Here is a 15,353-nt window from a genome sequence, read left to right as displayed (position 1 = left end):
CGGTCAGGGGATGAGCAGGGTCTTGCCGATCGTGGCGCGCGCCTCGATGGCGGCGTGCGCGTCGGCCGCCCGCTCCAGGGGGAAGCGCTGGCCGATGACCGGGGTGAGTCGTCCCGCCGTTGCCAGGTCCAGGACCTCGGTCACCAGGGCACGGGCGTAGGCGGGCCTGCTCCAGATGAGCCCCGCGCTGAACCCGGTCAGGGTCACGCTGCGGCCGATGAGCTCCATGGGCCGCACCTCCAGGGGCGTGCCGCTGGAGAGGCCGAACGTGACCTGGCGTCCGGTGCCCGGGGTGAGCAGCTCGAAGGAGGCGCGTCCGAGCGCTCCGCCGACATGGTCGAAGACCACGTCGATCGAGCCGCCCGCGGCGTCGCGGGCCTGCTCCGTCCAGCCGGGGAGCGTGTAGTCCACCACGTGGTCCGCCCGCAGCTCGCTGAGCAGGGCGAGCTTGCGCTCGCCGTGGGCCGCCGCGACGACCGTCGCCCCGGCCCGCTTGAGCAGCTGCACCAGGAGCGTGCCGACGGCGCCCGCGGCGGCCAGCACCAGGACCCGGTCACCGGCGCTCACCCGGGCCGCGCCGATCAGGCCCTGGGCCGTGGCGCCGTACCGGTAGAGGGCGATGGCCTCGGGCAGGCCGATGCCGTCACCGACCGGGATGAGGGTGCCGGCGGGGACGACGGCGGTCTCGGCGTACCCGCCGAGACCCGTGGTGCTGGCCAGGACCCGCGCGCCGATCAGGGCGGTGTCGCCCCCGGGGCCGACCTCGGTGACCAGCCCGGCGATCTCCTTGCCGAGGATCACCGGCAGGGCGGCGCCGCCGAGCGCGCCGCGCATCGTTCCCGCGCGGGCCTGCGTCTCCAGGAACTGGACGCCGACCGCGGCCACCCGCACCGCGACCTCGCCCGCGGCCGGCTTCGGCGCGGGCACGTCCGCGACACGCAGGTGGTCCGGTGGCCCGAATTCGTGCAGCACAACGGCACGCATGTGACATCACTTCCTTGAGTGAAAGGCGGGAGGAGCGCGCGACGGCGGGGCGCGGACGGCAGCGTCGCGCTCAGGCACAGGGCCGGGACCGGGGTAGGGCCCGGTGGCGGCCACGGCGGCCACGGCGGCCCTGGCCGGGCTGGATGGGGGTCAGCCGCCGCGGATGCAGGTGCGGCGACGTGTCGAGGACGGCAGGTGGCGTGCGGGCAGCACGAAGCCACGAGCCGAGAGGGTGTGGAGCGGCAGCGGGTTTTCTGCGTGGCCGCGGGTTACGTCCCGGCGCGGGCGGGACGAGGGAACCGTGATGGGCTCACGGCCCCTTCTTGATCGCTTCGCTGAGCGCGCCGAGACCGGCGGCCAGTCGTTCGACGTCGGCCGGATCCCAGTCGCTCAGCAGGGCGGCGACGGCTGCCGCGCGCGCCTTCCACAGCTTGCCGATGGCGAGCTTCCCGGCCCGTGTCACGCTCACGAGCTGGGCCCGGGCATCGGCCGGGTCGGGCCGGCGCTCGATGAAGCCGCGTGCCTCCAGGCGTTTGGCCGGGGGCGACAGGGTGGATTTGTCCACCTCCATCAGCTCCGCCAGGACCGACAGCCGCACCGGCGCGTGCAGCGACACCTGCGCCAGCAGGGTGTAGTCGCCCAGGGACAGCTCCAGCCCGGAGGACGCCATGATCCTGCGCCGCGTGGCCGGGGAGAACATCCAGTTCCCTACCGTGGCCAGCGCCGCCGCCACCTCGTCCACGGCCTGACGCTGTGCGCGAGAGGAGCCGCCCGCGCCGGCCGACACCTGTTCCATCTCCGTACCGCTCTCGAATGGTTGGTTGCGTCAAACCAACTATTGCGCATGTGGCGGCTCGATGCAAGTGCATGAACCCCCGGCCGACCCCTGTGCGGCCCCGGCCGCTGCCGGAACGCCGGCCGCCATACGGTGCTACGACGTATCGATGCCCGCGCCATGCGGGCCGGAGCGGCTCGGGATCCGGCCTGCTCAGGTCGCGTCCGCGCAGGGGGACCGCGACCGAACAGCGGCCGGACGGGCCGTGCTCCGGTGGATCAGGATGACGCCGGCCATGCTGATGACTCCGCCGACGAACTCGACCGGACCCGGTATCTCGCCCAGCCACACGAACGCCACCCCGATGGCGATCGGGGGGCCAGCTACAGGGCCGCCGTGGATCGCGCGATGGGATACCGGGCGGCCGCGATCGCGTAACAGGCGACCTCCAGCCCTGTGAACCGCTTCAGCAGCGGCTTGACGGCGAAGTGGTGGACGCCTTGGACGACGGCCGCCGCGAGGATCACCAGCGCGCTGGTGGTCACCTGCGCGGAGCCGGCGGCGCAGGCGATGAGCGCCACGCCCGCCAGGGCCGGGACGGTGCCGGCCACGATGGCCACGGAGAGGCGTTAGCCGAGGAAGATCGAGGCCAGCAGCACGCTGAACACCGGCGCGGTGGCGATGAGCAGGCTGGCGGTCCCGGCCGGGACGTGCACCTCGCCCCAGTTGAGCAGCAACGGGTAGGCGCTCATCCCGGTGAAGGCGCACACGGCGATCAGCGGAAGGTCACACCGGTGCGGCAGCCGGACCCGCAGGACCGCGCTGACCGCGGCCAGCGCCACGGACGTGACGGGCGCGGGTGAGCGGTGAACGCCGCCGCGATCAGCGCCCGGCGGCCGGCGGATCGCCGCCGCACAAGCCCGTCGTCGGCCGCGTGGCGAGTGGGTGTCGGCCGAGATGACGTGCTGCGGGTCCACGGTCTGAGGGTCCACGGTGCCGACCGGCGTCCAGCCGTACGCCGCGCCGCGCTGCGCACTCGCACCCGCACCGGACGGCAGCACCGCCCAGAGCAGCACGGCCGCCAGGCCCGCCAGAGCCGATCTTCTCGCGGTGATGCTCATGGGGCGCTGCCTTGCGAGCATCGTCGGATCGAGTGCCGCGCCCACCGATGCTGCTCCGCAGCAGGCGCGAGGTACCTGCCCGCCGAGGGACACTTACGGGTGCGTCGGCCTTCACGTACGAACCGGCCGACGCGCCTCGCCGACGCGGCCGGACTGCACCCGTTGCAGCACGGCGTACCCGAGCTGGACGTCCGGGTTGTCGTTGAGCACGTGGCCGTACAACTCGGTCCAGGAATGGAAGGCGTTGCGAGGAACGGAGATGGTGCGCCCCCTGGCCACGATGACCTGGGCGGGCAGCCCGAGCGCGTTGAGGTGGACGGCCAGGGCGAAGGAGCGGGGCAGGCACTGCCCGTCGGGGGCGAGCACGCGCGTCACCAGCTGGCAGAACAGGACCTCGCGGCGGGCCAGCCGGACCGCGGTGGCTTCGGGAAGCCGGGTGATGGGGGCCGAGCCGCGGGCGGGGGCCAGCTCGCGCAGGTACCGCTGAGCCGCCGGCCAGCCGTGGCGGTTATAGGTCCACAGGGCCGCGGCGGTGCGGGCCATGGCGTGGCCGCGCAGCCGCGGCGGGGTGCGCGGCGGCAGCGTGGACGGGCCGAGGTCGCCGAGGAAGAACTCCCATTCCAGCCGGCGCTCCTTCATCGCCGTTCCTCCGCTCCGGCCAGCAGGGCTTGGTCGCCGAGCTGGGAGACCAGCTTGGCGTACCCGGCCCTGAGGGTGGTTTCGGGCGCGTCGATCCGGCCCCGCAGCTCAGCGATCAGCTCGTCGAGCGTCTCGTGGCGCAGGGCGGCCCTGAGCATGACCGTGGCGACGCCGTTCAGGCTCAGGTACACCCCCTGCCGATTGTCGAGGATGACGCCCGCGTCGTCGGTGTCGTCGAAGATGGCGTGCTCAGCCAGTCGCAGTATCGGCATACGTCCCACCTTCTCTGGTCAGGGCGGCGTGATCGCGCAGGAACAACTCGGTCATGGCGGCGCAGATCAGGGTCTCGCTGTGGCGGCGCAGCGAGGCGGGCTCGGCCAGAACCGCGGCCAGCCGGCTCCGATCGACGATGCCCCTGGCCACGAGCTGAGACTGCGGGGTGCCGATCAGGTCGGCGAACACGTGGGGGTGGGCGATGGCGTACCGTTTGTGCGGAGAGTCCTGCCAGAGCCGCCCGTACCTGCGCCACACGGTGGCGGGCAGGCGGGTGGACAGCAGGAGCCGCAGCACGGGCTTGGGGATCATCCGTCCCTGGTGCACCAGCAGCCGGTAGGCGTGCGGCATGCGCGCGGTGAGCCGCTTGATCTGCCGGTCGCCCAGGGGCGAGCAGCGCAGGATGCCCCGTGGCCACCACAGCATGAGGTCCATGGTGTGTTCCTTGGCCGAGTAGTCGCTGTCGTACCTGTCGTCCGGCACCCCGGGCGCCGGGGCCGTGAACTCGGTCGGCCGGGCGTTGGCGCCGACCGGCAGATACTCGTCCAGCAGCGATGACGACCTGCGCACGCTCCTGAGCACCCGCGACAGCTCCCACCGGGAGGTGATCAGGCCGCGGCACAGCGCCGCCTTCTCGTGCGGCGCGATGTCGCCGAAGAGCACGTCGTGCAGGCCGTAGCGGTACGGCCCGAAACACAGGTCGCCGTCGGCGCCCCAGGTGAGGAAGGTGATGCCGTCCTCGTGGACGCGTTCGGCGAGCTGCTCGACCCAGCGGTAGGCGAAGCCGACGAAAGGATGGGGGAACGGCCGGGCCCGCGACAGGTAGCCCTCGCCCGACTCCGTGGGCACCGCCACGAAAGGCACGCCCAGGTGGTCGCAGACGGTACGGGCGTACGCGGACTCGTCGGCGAGCGGGTCGTCCGTGTGCATGTGGTAGGCGACGACGTCGGCGCCCACCTCGACCAGTGCGGTGAGGACGGCGGAGGAGTCGAGGCCGCCGCTGAGCATGATGCCGATCCTGCCGCGCCCGGCGTAGGGGCGGACCGCGTCCAGGAGCATGTGGTGGGCCAGGTCGGCGTACTCCGCCATGGACGTGCGCCGCGGCAGCTCCAGCGGGGTGATGCGGTCGAAGACGCGGCGGGTGGTGCCGCGGGCGTCCATGACGACCAGCTCGCCGGGGCCCACGGGCTGCGGATGCCGGTAGACGAAGACGTCGTCGCCCCGGCAGCAGCGCCACAGTGCCTGCTCGTCCAGGTCGTCCGGCGTTCCGTCGAGCAGGTCCAGCGGATCGGTCGACCAGCGCACGCGTGAGCCTTCCCGCCGGTACAGCAGACCTTCGGGGGCCACCGCGTTGCGGAACAGGAAGACCTTGTCCGCAGTGACCAGGCAACCGGCGAGCGGCCCGGGGACGGCGGCCAGCTCGGCGTCGTGGCCGCCTTCCAGCGCCTCGATGACGCGCCGCGACCACGACCGGGTCACCGGCCCGTGCAGGACACCGGACAGCGTGAGATGGCGGCCGGCGCCGTCCGCCGGCGGCGCCGGCACGCCGCTCGCGCCGGCCCTGGTCCACTGGACGGCGACGCCTCCGGGGCGGGAAAGGCGTTCCCCGTAGGGGCGACACTCGTACGTGACGGGCCGGCCCAGCCGCACGTCGCCGTAACACCCCGGATAATCTCCTGTCAGCACCACAGCCACTGCCGCGACCTCTCCTCTTCAGTTTTCCTGGAATGCGCCGAGCCGTTTCGATCCTCTTCCCGGAAATCGGTTTTCCGGGAAGAGGACCGAGAAGGAATCAGATCAGCAGCGTGCGGTGGGCCGGATTGTCGCTGAGCAGGATGAAGCCCAGGTGCGTCAGCTCCTCAACCGCCCCCAGGACCTCCACTTTCGGCTCTGTGTACGCCAGCATGGCGACTCCCTTACTGCTCGGATATCCCGACAGTCATGGAACTGTAATGTCGCCGGGGAGCGTGATCAAATGGCCGGTCCGAATTCGCGGCCCGGTCCTTTTCCCTGCTCAGCGCCGCTGCCGAAAACGACGAAGCGGCATGGCCCATTCACAAAAACGCCGTGAGCAGGGAGGCGGCGGGCGGGTTTCATCCCCATTACCGGACGGCAGCCTGACCTGTCCGGTGGGTAAGCCCTCCACACCGGCGCCGGAGGCGCCACCGCAAGCGCCGGGAAAACCGGGGTATCGCCGAATCCGATCGCCCTGCCAAGCTTGGCGGGACCAATCCGGCAGGCGGCGGAGAAAGTCGCGGACCAGGGCCGCGATCTGCGTGCCACGTGTCTCCAGGGCGAAGTGGCCGCTGTCCAGGAGTTGGACGCGGGCGTTCTTCGCGTCACGGGTGAAGGCCGGCGCCCCGTCCGGCCCGAAGATCTCGTCGTGGCGGCCCCGGACGGCCGGCAGCGGCGGCTGGCGGGTGCGCAGGTACTCCTGCCGGCGCGGGTGCTGCGGCGGGTTGGTGGCGTAGTCGAGGAAGAGGGCGAGCTGGATGGCCTGGCTGCCGGGCCGGTCGAGCACGGCCTGATCCAGGGCCGCCTTGTCTCCCGGGTTGACGAGCGTGGTGTCGCGCACGCCGTGCGTGTACTGCCCATGGGTGACCTCCCGGGTGTAGTAGCCGAGCAGGGCGTCGGTGTTGGCCTGTGGCGGGTCGGCCCACGCCGTCTTGACCGGCTCCCAGAACGCGGTCAGGCCCTTTCGTAGGCGTTGCCGTTCCGGCTGAGATGCCGGTGATCCGCTCAGGGTGGCGCAGTGCGAGGCGGAAGCCGACCGGTGCGCCGTAGCCGTGCACGGAGATCGCGTACCTGGTGACGCCGATGCCGTCGAGCAGTCGGTCCACCACGTCGGCGAGGTGGTCGAAGGTGTACTCCCACGCGTCGGCGTGCCCGGCAGGGGCACGAGGGTGGGGGCGGACGGGTCACCGGCCTCGCGGTAGAAGACGTCGAGCCCGTCGATCGGCACGGTGGGACGGATGGCTACCCGTGCAGGAGGATCTCCGCGGGCGGCCATCAGGGCGTGGCATCGTCAAGCGTTCCTCATGGACGTGGACACAGAACAGCTACCTCCGCCCGCGAACCCTTCGAAGAGCAGCCTCGGAGACGACAACCGCCAGGTTCCCCCTGACGGCACGGGTCGTGGAGTGACCAGGCCCCAGGACTCGCTCACCATCGCTGAGAGCGGTGTTGTACGCCGCGACGGCCCGGCCCAGGTTCCCCCAGTGTGGATCCAGGTCGTCAAGTCGCTGGGTCCCCCGCTCGACAACCTCTGGCGGGCCAATCCGTTCTAGCTCGCCGGCGGGCGCACGTCGGTCAACGGCCGCAACGTCTGCAGCTTCTACGACGCGCCCTCGGTAGGAGCCGTCGGGCCCGAGAGCACGGTGCGGTTCTTGGCCGAGGTGTTCCTCGTGCACGACACCGGCACCAAGGAGGCAGCCGGCAAGGCCGTCGTCCACATCTACGGCAGCCTCAAGTGCGGTGGGCAGGTCGAGCTTCTGCAGAGCTGAACGTGCCCGCCCCGCTTCCGTGAGCCCACAACGCTGCCGATGCAGGGGCAGCCCACCCCGTGGTGTCCAGCCCGTGGTTTTCGCCTACGAGAGCGGTCTGGTACGCACTGGAGCCGGCCAACGACTTTACGGAGTCGAGATCAGAGAATCTCCTGCGCAGGACGGTCGCGCGGCACTGCGCGTTTCCCCCCTGTGAAAAGGCCGACTGAATCTCCAAATTACGGACGACCCATCTACTACACTTGCCGATCATGCGGCTCGCAGGGGCCGTGGCCTGCATCCACGGCGCCTTTCGCCTTCGGAGACGCGGCGAGCGTTCGTTCGCCGCGTCCCGGCATCTACGGACCCACAGGCCATGTCTCGGGGTTGAGTGAGCCGTTCGCCGTAATTTGCCAACCTTGATCTCGCTGAGAGGAAAGCTATGGCACGACGCCCATTAAACAAGAAAAGCCGATTCATCGGCGTGGTATCGACAGCGACGGCTCTTGTCGCTTCTGCCCTCGTTATCGCCGCAAGTCCGGAACAGGGCCTGACAAAGGTGAATGTCCGGTTGGCTGCCGGCGCGGAGACGGTTCAGCAGGCCGCCGCCACTCCCGCCCCCACGCCCACCCGCAGCCGCAAGCCCAAGCGCAAACGCACGCCGCGGCCCACGCCCTCCAGGCAGCCCACCACCTCCCCCACGGCCACGCCGACCAAGAGCCCCACCAAGAGCCCCACCGAGAGCCCGACCGCGACCCCGACCGCGACCCCCACCGCCACGTCCACCGTCACGCCGACCAAGACCCCCACCTCCACGGCTTCGGCTTCGGCGACACCCAGCCGGACAGCGGTGTCGGCCGCGGCGCGGCTGCACGCCCGCCCCAACGACGGTTCGGGTCTGTGGCCGGACTTCTCCAACACCGGCTACCAGCACACGCCCGCCAACGCGGGCGGTCTGGGGCTGGGCGCCTACCCGGGCAAGCTGAAGGACCACACCACGGGCATGAGCTCGTCCAAGCCACTGCGGCTGGAGTACGAGGACGGCAGCGTCATCTCCTTCACCCGCTTCCTGGCCTCCAAGGTCATCATCTACGGCGACAACCTGACCTTCGTCGGCTGCCTGTTCGAGGGCACCAGCCCGAACGACAACCTGGTCCAGGTCTACTCCGACACCAACGTCAAGTTCCTGTACTCGACGTTCAAGCCCAGCTCCTACGACCTGCCGCCCGGCAACGACGGCACGGTCTCGTCCTCGCACACCAAGCCGGGCACCCCGTACGAGAAGTCCTGGCAGCTCATGACGACGATGAAGGAGGCCGTCGCCGTCATGGACCACAACGACATCTGGGGCAACGCCGGCCTGATCATGGTCACCGGCTTCCCCGGCCGGCCCTCGACGTGGACGAACAACTACATCCACGACAGCGCCGACACCGCCCGTGACGAGTACCACCACGACGGCATCGGCCCGCAGAGCGAAGGCGACGGCGGCCCGATGGTGATCCGCAACAACACCATCGCCTCCATCGGCAACACCAACGGCCTGGCGTTGCAGGGCAAGGGCGTCTACAGCGACATCGCCTTCGAGGACAACTACGTCTCCGGCTGGGGCTACGCCCTGAGCATCGGCACCGTCAACAACGCCAAGAACATCACCGTCGCCGACAACGTCTTCTCCGCCGAGTTGCCGCAACTGTACGGCTTCCTGTACGGCAACCTCTGGGGCGGCAAGGCCGCCGGCTCCACCTGGCGCGGCAACCTGCTCCAGGCCCGCACCGGCGACCTCAACACCCGCCACACCACCGCCGACCACGGCAAATACCTGTGGCCGACCGACAACAAGGGCCACACCACCGACTACACCGGCTGAGTCCCGACCTGGAGGGGGTGCCGACGACGGCACCCCCTCCTCAGCGTGCGCCGCACGACTTCGCCATATTCCGGCCATATGCCGTGGCCATGGGGCAGATCCCTCCAGGGGCACTGACTGGACACACCCGATGTCGCGTAAGCCCGTACATCCCGGACCCGGCGCCCGGCAGCAGGCTCCCGGACGCGTGCTCGGAGGGACGCGTACGGCGAAACCGCCGCGCAGTACGTTCAGCGGCGGGCCACTCAAAGCACATCCGACGACGCGGAGGAGCGATCGATGAACGGGCTGGCCTCCACGGCCATCGAACAGGTGTGCCGTCGTTCCGCTGCGCATCACCACGGCGAGACGGTCCGCCAGGTGACGCCACAGGCTCACGACGTCCGCGTGCGGCTGTCATCCTGGCCCCGGATGCGTGAGGCCGCGGCCGCCCTGGCCGGCCTCGGCCACGCCGTCACCGAAGACGTTCCGGCCGACGGCGCGCCAGGCGCAGGCCTGCTGGTGTCCGGCTGGCCGGCCACGACTCTGGAGCGGCGCTCGGCCCGGCTGTCAGAGGAGGTCCAGTTGCTCGAGGGCAGCCCCGTTGACACCGCCGAGGCGGCCCTCACCCACTGGTCCCGTCCCCCAAGACCGAGCATGGACAAGACCAGGACGCGCCAAATCGGCCGGCCGAATCGGCGACGCAGACGGGCACCCGAGGACCCCACGGCCAGGCCGGAACGGGTCACCCGCGATCCAGCAGCCAGAGCGTGTAGGCCGCGATGGAGGAGGAGTCCGTGATCGCACCGCTGCGAATCAGCCGCTCGAACTCCGTCCGGGGTACCCAGCGCGGTAGGCGTTTGAGCGGCGTATCAACGGCGTTGGACAGCCGTTTCAGACCGCCGGGGGAGCCTGATCCGTGATGGACGCAGGGAGCACCCGGAAGGTGTGGAATGAAGATTCACTCGAAGAACATCGGCAGCGAAATCGTCGCCAACCCCGGTGAGCGGCTCGCGGACATCGACCCCGCGCTCGTCGTCTCGCTGCTGAAGAGGGACGGCTACGTGTACTTCACGGGGTACCAGCCGACCCTGGAGGAGTTCGAGGCGTTCACCCGGCGGTTCGGCACCTGCGCCGGAGCCCGCCACGTGCACTACCCGGAGGGCGGGGAGGCGCTGGGCTTCCACGCCGAGGACTCCTACAACCCCTACCGGCCGGACGCCATCTGGTTCCTGTGCCTGTACGAGGGCAGCGACGGCGGGGCGCCCACCGGCGCGGTCGACGGCGTACGGCTGCTGAACGAGCTCAGCCCGCACTGGCAGGAGTTCTGCCGCACGAACACCCTTCGCTTCGAGCGCCACTGGGCCGAGGAGACCTGGCGGTCGGCGACCGGCGGGGCCGCGACCGAGGAGATCGAGAAGGTGCTGGACTCCTTGCCCGGCTTCAGCCACCGGTTCCTGCCCGACGGCAGGCTGTACACCTGCTACGAGGCGCCGATCGTGGTGAAGACCCCCGGCGGGCAGGAGAGCTTCAGCAACACGATGCTGCAGGCCATGACGGAGCAGACCTTCTACGGCATGTCGCTGGGCGACGGCTCGCCGGTGCCGCGGGAGCTGCTGGAGACCGTGGAGCGCTGGGCGTTCGAGAACGAGGTCGAGATCGGCTGGTCGGCCGGCGACGTCGCGGTGATCGACAACTACCGCATGATGCACCGGCGGGCCGAGTACCACGGCAAGGACCGTGACCTGCGCGCCCGGCACTGCGAGAACCTGTTCGGCACGCAGCTCCCCGACGACTCCACCCCGCTGGCGGCCGGGATCAAGTCGCTCATCCAGAGCGACGTGGGCCTGCCGGTGGCCACCGGCCCGCTCACCGCCACGGTCTGATCCCACGGTGTGATCATGGACATCCTGTTCGCCAAGTACACCTCGTTCGGCAACACGTTCCTCATCGTCGACGAGACGCGCACGCCGCTGGACGGCGACGAGCAGCGCGCGGACTTCGCGCGCTGGGCGCTCAACGGCGACTTCGGCATCGGCGGCACCGACAACGTCCTGTACCTGTCGAAGGCCGACGGGGGCGACGCCGACTACGTCTTCCGGATCTTCGAGGTCGACGGGTCGGAGACGCTGTCCTGCGGGAACGGCCTGCTGTCCACCGCCGCCGCGCTGCGGCGCACGCACGGCGGCACCCGGTGGGGGGTGCTCACCGAGCTCCCCACCGGGCGGCCCCGGCTGGTGCACATCGGCGCGGACGAGGACAACGGCCGCACCTGGGTCGACATGGGCTGGACGCGCCCGACCCCCGAGGAGCTGATCAACCGGAGCGGGCCGCCGCCGTCCGACGGCATCGACCGGATCACCGGCCTGGACGTTCCCGGCGTGGGCGAGCTGAGCGGCTACCTGTCCTTCAGCGGCGAGCCGCACCTGGCGCTGTTCCAGGGGCACGGGCTGCCGGAGGAGCTGGCGGAGCGGCTGTTCATCGACGCGCGGGGCGCCGTCGGCAGGCCGGACGGCGCCGCCGTCAAGGAGTCGGTCGCCCTGGCCCACCACATCGGCACCCACGTCAACCAGGCCTACCGCGACCTCTTCCCGCAGGGCGTGCACCTCAACTTCGCCCGCGTCGAGGGGCGGCGGGTCGAGTACCGGACGTGGGAGCGGGCGATCAACTGCGAGACGCTGGCCTGCGGCTCGGGCACGGTGGCCATGACGTACGTCGGGCGGCGGCTCGGGCTCCTGCCCGAGGGGGAGATCACGTTCTGGCCGCACCGGTGCCGCTGGTACCAGCCGGACGCCGCCCTCACCGTCACCACCACCGAATCCGGATATGTCGTGACAGGCCGGCCACGGCTGGTCTGCGTCGGCACCGTCCCCATGACGCCGAACGCGTCGGCGTACCAGACCATCAGCAACCGTCGATCCGCTAAGGACTCCAGCCATGCTCTCGCTGCACCTGCAGGCTGACCCGGCCGACGTCCTGCGCGAGGCCGGCCTCGACGTACGGCCGCTGCCCCGCCACCACCACCCCACCCCGGCGGCGGTACGGCAGGCCGTCGCCGGCCGCTCGGGCCCGATGCTGTTCCCCGGGCTGGCCGACTCCTGGCCCGCCCGGACCCGCTGGACACCGGAGAACCTGGTCAGGTCGTACGGCCGGCGCCAGGTCACCGCGCTGATGGACCTGCCGTCCAGCGGCGTGCTGTTCCCCCAGGACCAGAAGAACTACCAACGCGCGCTGCCGTTCGCCGAGTTCGTCGACGCCATGCTGACCACCTCGCCGGACTCGCCCTGCTACCTCGCCTACACCCGGGCCGCCGAGCTGTTCCCGGCCACCGACTACGACTTCGAGCCGCTCACCGGCAGCCCGCCGCACGGCACGGACACCCGGGTGTGGATCGGCTCGGCGGGCACCCGGTCGATGCTGCACTCGGATCTGAAGGACAACTTCTTCTGCCAGATCTGGGGCGAGAAGCACGTGGTGCTGGTGCCGTGGAAGCACGCCAGGGACGTCTACCCCTTCCCCGGCAACCTCGTCAACAGCCAGGTCGACCTGGCCTACCCGGACCTGGGCCGGTTCCCGCGGCTGCGCCGCGCGGTGTTCTACGCCGGCACCGTGCAGCCGGGCGACGTGCTGTTCCTGCCGCGCGGCTGCTGGCACGACATCAGGTCGCGGACGCCGTCCGTGTCCGTCAACCACTGGTTCGGCCCGCCGATGACCGCGGCCGACTACGCCTCGCTGCTGCTGCGAAGCGGTCCCCGGTACTGGGCCGCGACCGCGCGGGACTTCGTCGCGCACGGGCTGCTGCGCCGCCGGGAGCAGACCACGTTCTTCTTCAGCCCGCCCTCGACCGGCAAGCGGCTGTTCGACCTGCTGCGCTGGGGCGACTTCTCGCGCGACAACGATCCGGCCACCGACTGACCCCGGGGAGACCGCCGTGACCATCACCACCGGCCCCACCACCGATCCCACCACCGGCCCCGCCACCGTGCCGCAAGCGATCAGGACGACCGTGGATCCGTCCTTCGAGCTCCGGCTCATCGAGGCGATCCGCCCCATCAGCGAGCACTTCCTCGCCGTGGGCATCCACCACCTGTTCGACACCGGGATCTACGACGCGCTGGCCGACCGGCCGGCCGTCGCGATCCCCGTCCTGGCCGGCGAGCTGGCCATGGACGTCGACCGGCTGCGCGGGTTCCTGCTCTACCTGGCCAACGAGGACATCGTGCAGGTGGCCGACGACCGGGTGGCGCTGACCGCCAAAGCCGTCGGGCTGAACGAGTTCCGCGCCTGGTACACCTTCCTCATCGGCGGGTACGCCGGCACCATCCAGCAGATCGGCGGCGCCCTCACCCGCGGCGCCCCCGACTGCACCCGCAACGGCGAGTACGTGGGCGTCGGCAGCTGCGAGATCAGCCGCTACGACGGCATGCCGATGACGCTCGACCTGCTGCAGAAGGGCGGGGTGACCGCCCGCGAACTGCTCGACCTCGGCTGCGGCAACGCGCTGTACCTCACGGAGTTCGCCAAGGCCGTCCCCGGCCTGCGGGCCTGGGGCGTGGAACCGGACGCGGACGGCTACCGCGCCGCGCTCTCCCTGGTGGGACGGGAGGACATGGCCGACCGGGTACGGCTGGTGCACGCCTCGGCCACCGACTTCCTGCGCCACCCGCCGCAGGACTGCCGGCCCGACCTCATCGTGCTGGGCTACGTGCTGCAGGAGATCCTCGCCCAGGAGGGCGAGGAGGCGGTGCTGGAGCTGCTGCGCGGCATCATCACCCGGTTCCCGCGGATCAACGTCGTGGTCATCGAGGTGAGCGACGAGATCGGCAATCCGGCCGTCATGCGGCACGGCGTGGCACGCAACTTCTGGAACCCGTACTTCCTCATCCACTACTTCACCCGCCAGCGCCTGGCCAGGAAGGACTACTGGGACGAGCTGTTCCGGCGCGCCGGGCTGACCGTGGCCGCGTTCACCTCGACCGACCCGCGCATCGACTCCAGCGGGGTCGAGCTCGGCTACCTGCTGCGCGGCCCCGCCTACCACTGACCCCCATCGAGTCCACCACTGAGGAGCCGTGATGCTTTCCCAGCAACTCGTCGGCCAGGTGGCCGACTGGGCGGCGAAGCAGCGGATCGAGACGCCGGCGTTCCTGTTCGCCCCCGCCGTGCTGCGCGCCGGAGTGGCCGAGCTGCGGACCCGGCTCGGCGCCCGCATCTCCTACGCGACCAAGGCCAACGCCCATCCGATGGTGCTGCGGGCGCTGGAGCCGCTGGTGGAGGAGTTCAACGTCACCAATACCGCGCACCTGGCGGCCCTGCTCGAGCTGGGCGTCCCGCCGCACCGCATCGCCTTTCTCAACCCGGTCTGCACCCGGCGGACCCTGGAGACGGTCCTCGCCTCGGGGGTGACCCGCTTCGTGGTGGACGACGCCAGGGGCCTGGAGCTGCTGCCCGACACGGCCAGGATCACCCTGCGGCTGCGGCCGCCCGACGCCGGGCAGTCCGCCCGCTCGATCGTGCGGTTCGGCAACACCGCCGACGCGCTGGCCGGGCTGGCCGAGCGGGCCGCCGCGCGCGGCATGGAGATCGAGGCGCTGTCGTTCTTCGTCGGCACCGCGGGCGCGGGCATGGAGCAGGCGCTGCCGTACCTGCGCGGCCTGGAGACGCTGCTAGGCCTGCGCGAACGGCTGGCCGCGGCGGGCATCGCGGTGCCGACGATCAACATCGGCGGCGGCTTCCCCGGCTCCCGCGACCGGTTCCACCGCGACCACCCGGACTTCTTCCAGCGGATCGCCCGCGCGCTGCCGCCGGACGTGGACGTGCTGTGCGAGCCCGGCCGGTACCTGTGCCAGCCGGCCATGGCCATGCTGAGCCGCGTGGTGGCCGACCGGGTCGTGGCCGGCCGCCGCCTGGTCCACCTGGACACCAGCGCGTACGCCGGCCTGTTCGAGACCACGTTCATCGAGCCGGAGGCCGGCGTGGAGATCTTCGCCGCGCCCTCCGGCGACCCGGCGCCCGCGGCCGTGCTCGGCCCGGTCATGGACTCCTTCGACGTGATCGCCAGGAAGGCGGCGCTGCCGCCGCTGGCCGAGGGCGACCTGGTCGTCCTGCCCAATTCCGGGGCCTACGCGTGGGGCTACACCGCCCCTGTGGAGGGCCTGTCCGCCGCCGAACCCGTCGAGCTGCCACCCGATCTGGCCGAGGGGTTCGCCAAAGCCTGGTTCGGGAGCTGA

Annotated in this window: 14 protein-coding genes; 6 read left to right on the top strand and 8 right to left on the bottom strand. The window is 71.0% G+C overall.

All coding sequences use genetic code 11. From position 1 onward, the window contains the following. Positions 1 to 3 precede the first annotated feature (3 nt). From HCN51_RS43785 to HCN51_RS58460, 8 genes are all read right to left on the bottom strand, one after another. Complete coding sequence (locus tag HCN51_RS43785; RefSeq protein ID WP_168017885.1) at positions 4 to 984, bottom strand: zinc-binding dehydrogenase; 981 nt, start codon at positions 982 to 984, stop codon at positions 4 to 6. A 310-nt stretch (positions 985 to 1,294) separates the two neighbouring features. Then, complete coding sequence (locus HCN51_RS43780) at positions 1,295 to 1,726, bottom strand: MarR family transcriptional regulator (RefSeq protein ID WP_168017884.1); 432 nt, start codon at positions 1,724 to 1,726, stop codon at positions 1,295 to 1,297. A gap of 416 nt (positions 1,727 to 2,142) precedes the next feature. Continuing rightward, on the bottom strand, positions 2,143 to 2,379 hold the full coding sequence (locus HCN51_RS58470; protein WP_206068583.1) for a hypothetical protein: 237 nt from the start codon (positions 2,377 to 2,379) through the stop codon (positions 2,143 to 2,145). 9 nt (positions 2,380 to 2,388) lie between these two features. Continuing rightward, on the bottom strand, positions 2,389 to 2,880 hold the full coding sequence (locus HCN51_RS58465; protein ID WP_206068582.1) for a DMT family transporter: 492 nt from the start codon (positions 2,878 to 2,880) through the stop codon (positions 2,389 to 2,391). Between the two features lie 111 nt (positions 2,881 to 2,991). Then, complete coding sequence (locus tag HCN51_RS43770; protein ID WP_168017883.1) at positions 2,992 to 3,519, bottom strand: lasso peptide biosynthesis B2 protein; 528 nt, start codon at positions 3,517 to 3,519, stop codon at positions 2,992 to 2,994. Next, positions 3,516 to 3,791, bottom strand: a complete 276-nt coding sequence (locus tag HCN51_RS43765; RefSeq protein WP_168017882.1) for a PqqD family protein — start codon at positions 3,789 to 3,791, stop codon at positions 3,516 to 3,518. Before HCN51_RS43765 ends, HCN51_RS43770 begins: the two co-directional genes overlap by 4 nt. Beyond that, positions 3,769 to 5,487: an asparagine synthase-related protein gene (locus HCN51_RS62660; protein ID WP_168017881.1), complete on the bottom strand. Its 1,719-nt coding sequence runs from the start codon at positions 5,485 to 5,487 to the stop codon at positions 3,769 to 3,771. Before HCN51_RS62660 ends, HCN51_RS43765 begins: the two co-directional genes overlap by 23 nt. A gap of 319 nt (positions 5,488 to 5,806) precedes the next feature. Next, positions 5,807 to 6,367, bottom strand: a complete 561-nt coding sequence (locus HCN51_RS58460; RefSeq protein ID WP_206068581.1) for an alpha/beta fold hydrolase — start codon at positions 6,365 to 6,367, stop codon at positions 5,807 to 5,809. A 1,478-nt stretch (positions 6,368 to 7,845) separates the two neighbouring features. Between HCN51_RS58460 and HCN51_RS43750 the strand changes: the two genes are divergently transcribed. The 6 genes from HCN51_RS43750 to HCN51_RS43725 all read left to right on the top strand — a co-directional run bounded on the left by HCN51_RS43750 (position 7,846) and on the right by HCN51_RS43725 (position 15,353). Beyond that, complete coding sequence (locus HCN51_RS43750; protein ID WP_168017880.1) at positions 7,846 to 9,144, top strand: hypothetical protein; 1,299 nt, start codon at positions 7,846 to 7,848, stop codon at positions 9,142 to 9,144. Positions 9,145 to 10,076: 932 nt separating this feature from the next. Further along, positions 10,077 to 11,009 carry a TauD/TfdA family dioxygenase gene (locus HCN51_RS43745; protein WP_168017879.1) on the top strand — a complete coding sequence of 311 codons (933 nt, stop codon included), beginning with the start codon at positions 10,077 to 10,079 and terminating at the stop codon, positions 11,007 to 11,009. Between the two features lie 15 nt (positions 11,010 to 11,024). Further along, positions 11,025 to 12,086: a diaminopimelate epimerase gene (locus tag HCN51_RS43740; protein ID WP_168017878.1), complete on the top strand. Its 1,062-nt coding sequence runs from the start codon at positions 11,025 to 11,027 to the stop codon at positions 12,084 to 12,086. Beyond that, positions 12,061 to 13,038 (top strand): cupin-like domain-containing protein, encoded by a 978-nt coding sequence (locus HCN51_RS43735; RefSeq protein WP_168017877.1) that lies wholly within the window; start codon positions 12,061 to 12,063, stop codon positions 13,036 to 13,038. The genes HCN51_RS43740 and HCN51_RS43735 overlap by 26 nt, the downstream gene beginning before the upstream one ends. Positions 13,039 to 13,054: 16 nt before the next feature. Next, a complete protein-coding gene (locus HCN51_RS43730; protein ID WP_168017876.1) occupies positions 13,055 to 14,167 on the top strand; it encodes a methyltransferase domain-containing protein in 1,113 nt (370 codons plus the stop codon). A 31-nt stretch (positions 14,168 to 14,198) separates the two neighbouring features. Further along, positions 14,199 to 15,353, top strand: coding sequence for a type III PLP-dependent enzyme domain-containing protein (locus HCN51_RS43725; protein WP_168017875.1), 1,155 nt, complete (start codon positions 14,199 to 14,201; stop codon positions 15,351 to 15,353).

This window comes from Nonomuraea composti (assembly GCF_012034275.1).
GTDB lineage: Bacteria > Actinomycetota > Actinomycetes > Streptosporangiales > Streptosporangiaceae > Nonomuraea > Nonomuraea composti.
This window is presented reverse-complemented; position numbering and strand designations above follow the sequence as displayed.

What these genes read in the sequence shown, in the direction of transcription:
- HCN51_RS43785 (WP_168017885.1), bottom strand. Translation starts at nt 984, where the DNA reads ATGCGTGCCGTTGTGCTGCACGAATTCGGGCCACCGGACCACCTGCGT.
- HCN51_RS58465 (WP_206068582.1), bottom strand. Translation starts at nt 2,880, where the DNA reads ATGAGCATCACCGCGAGAAGATCGGCTCTGGCGGGCCTGGCGGCCGTG.
- HCN51_RS43770 (WP_168017883.1), bottom strand. Translation starts at nt 3,519, where the DNA reads ATGAAGGAGCGCCGGCTGGAATGGGAGTTCTTCCTCGGCGACCTCGGC.
- HCN51_RS43765 (WP_168017882.1), bottom strand. Translation starts at nt 3,791, where the DNA reads ATGCCGATACTGCGACTGGCTGAGCACGCCATCTTCGACGACACCGAC.
- HCN51_RS43745 (WP_168017879.1), top strand. Translation starts at nt 10,077, where the DNA reads ATGAAGATTCACTCGAAGAACATCGGCAGCGAAATCGTCGCCAACCCC.
- HCN51_RS43740 (WP_168017878.1), top strand. Translation starts at nt 11,025, where the DNA reads ATGGACATCCTGTTCGCCAAGTACACCTCGTTCGGCAACACGTTCCTC.
- HCN51_RS43735 (WP_168017877.1), top strand. Translation starts at nt 12,061, where the DNA reads ATGCTCTCGCTGCACCTGCAGGCTGACCCGGCCGACGTCCTGCGCGAG.
- HCN51_RS43725 (WP_168017875.1), top strand. Translation starts at nt 14,199, where the DNA reads ATGCTTTCCCAGCAACTCGTCGGCCAGGTGGCCGACTGGGCGGCGAAG.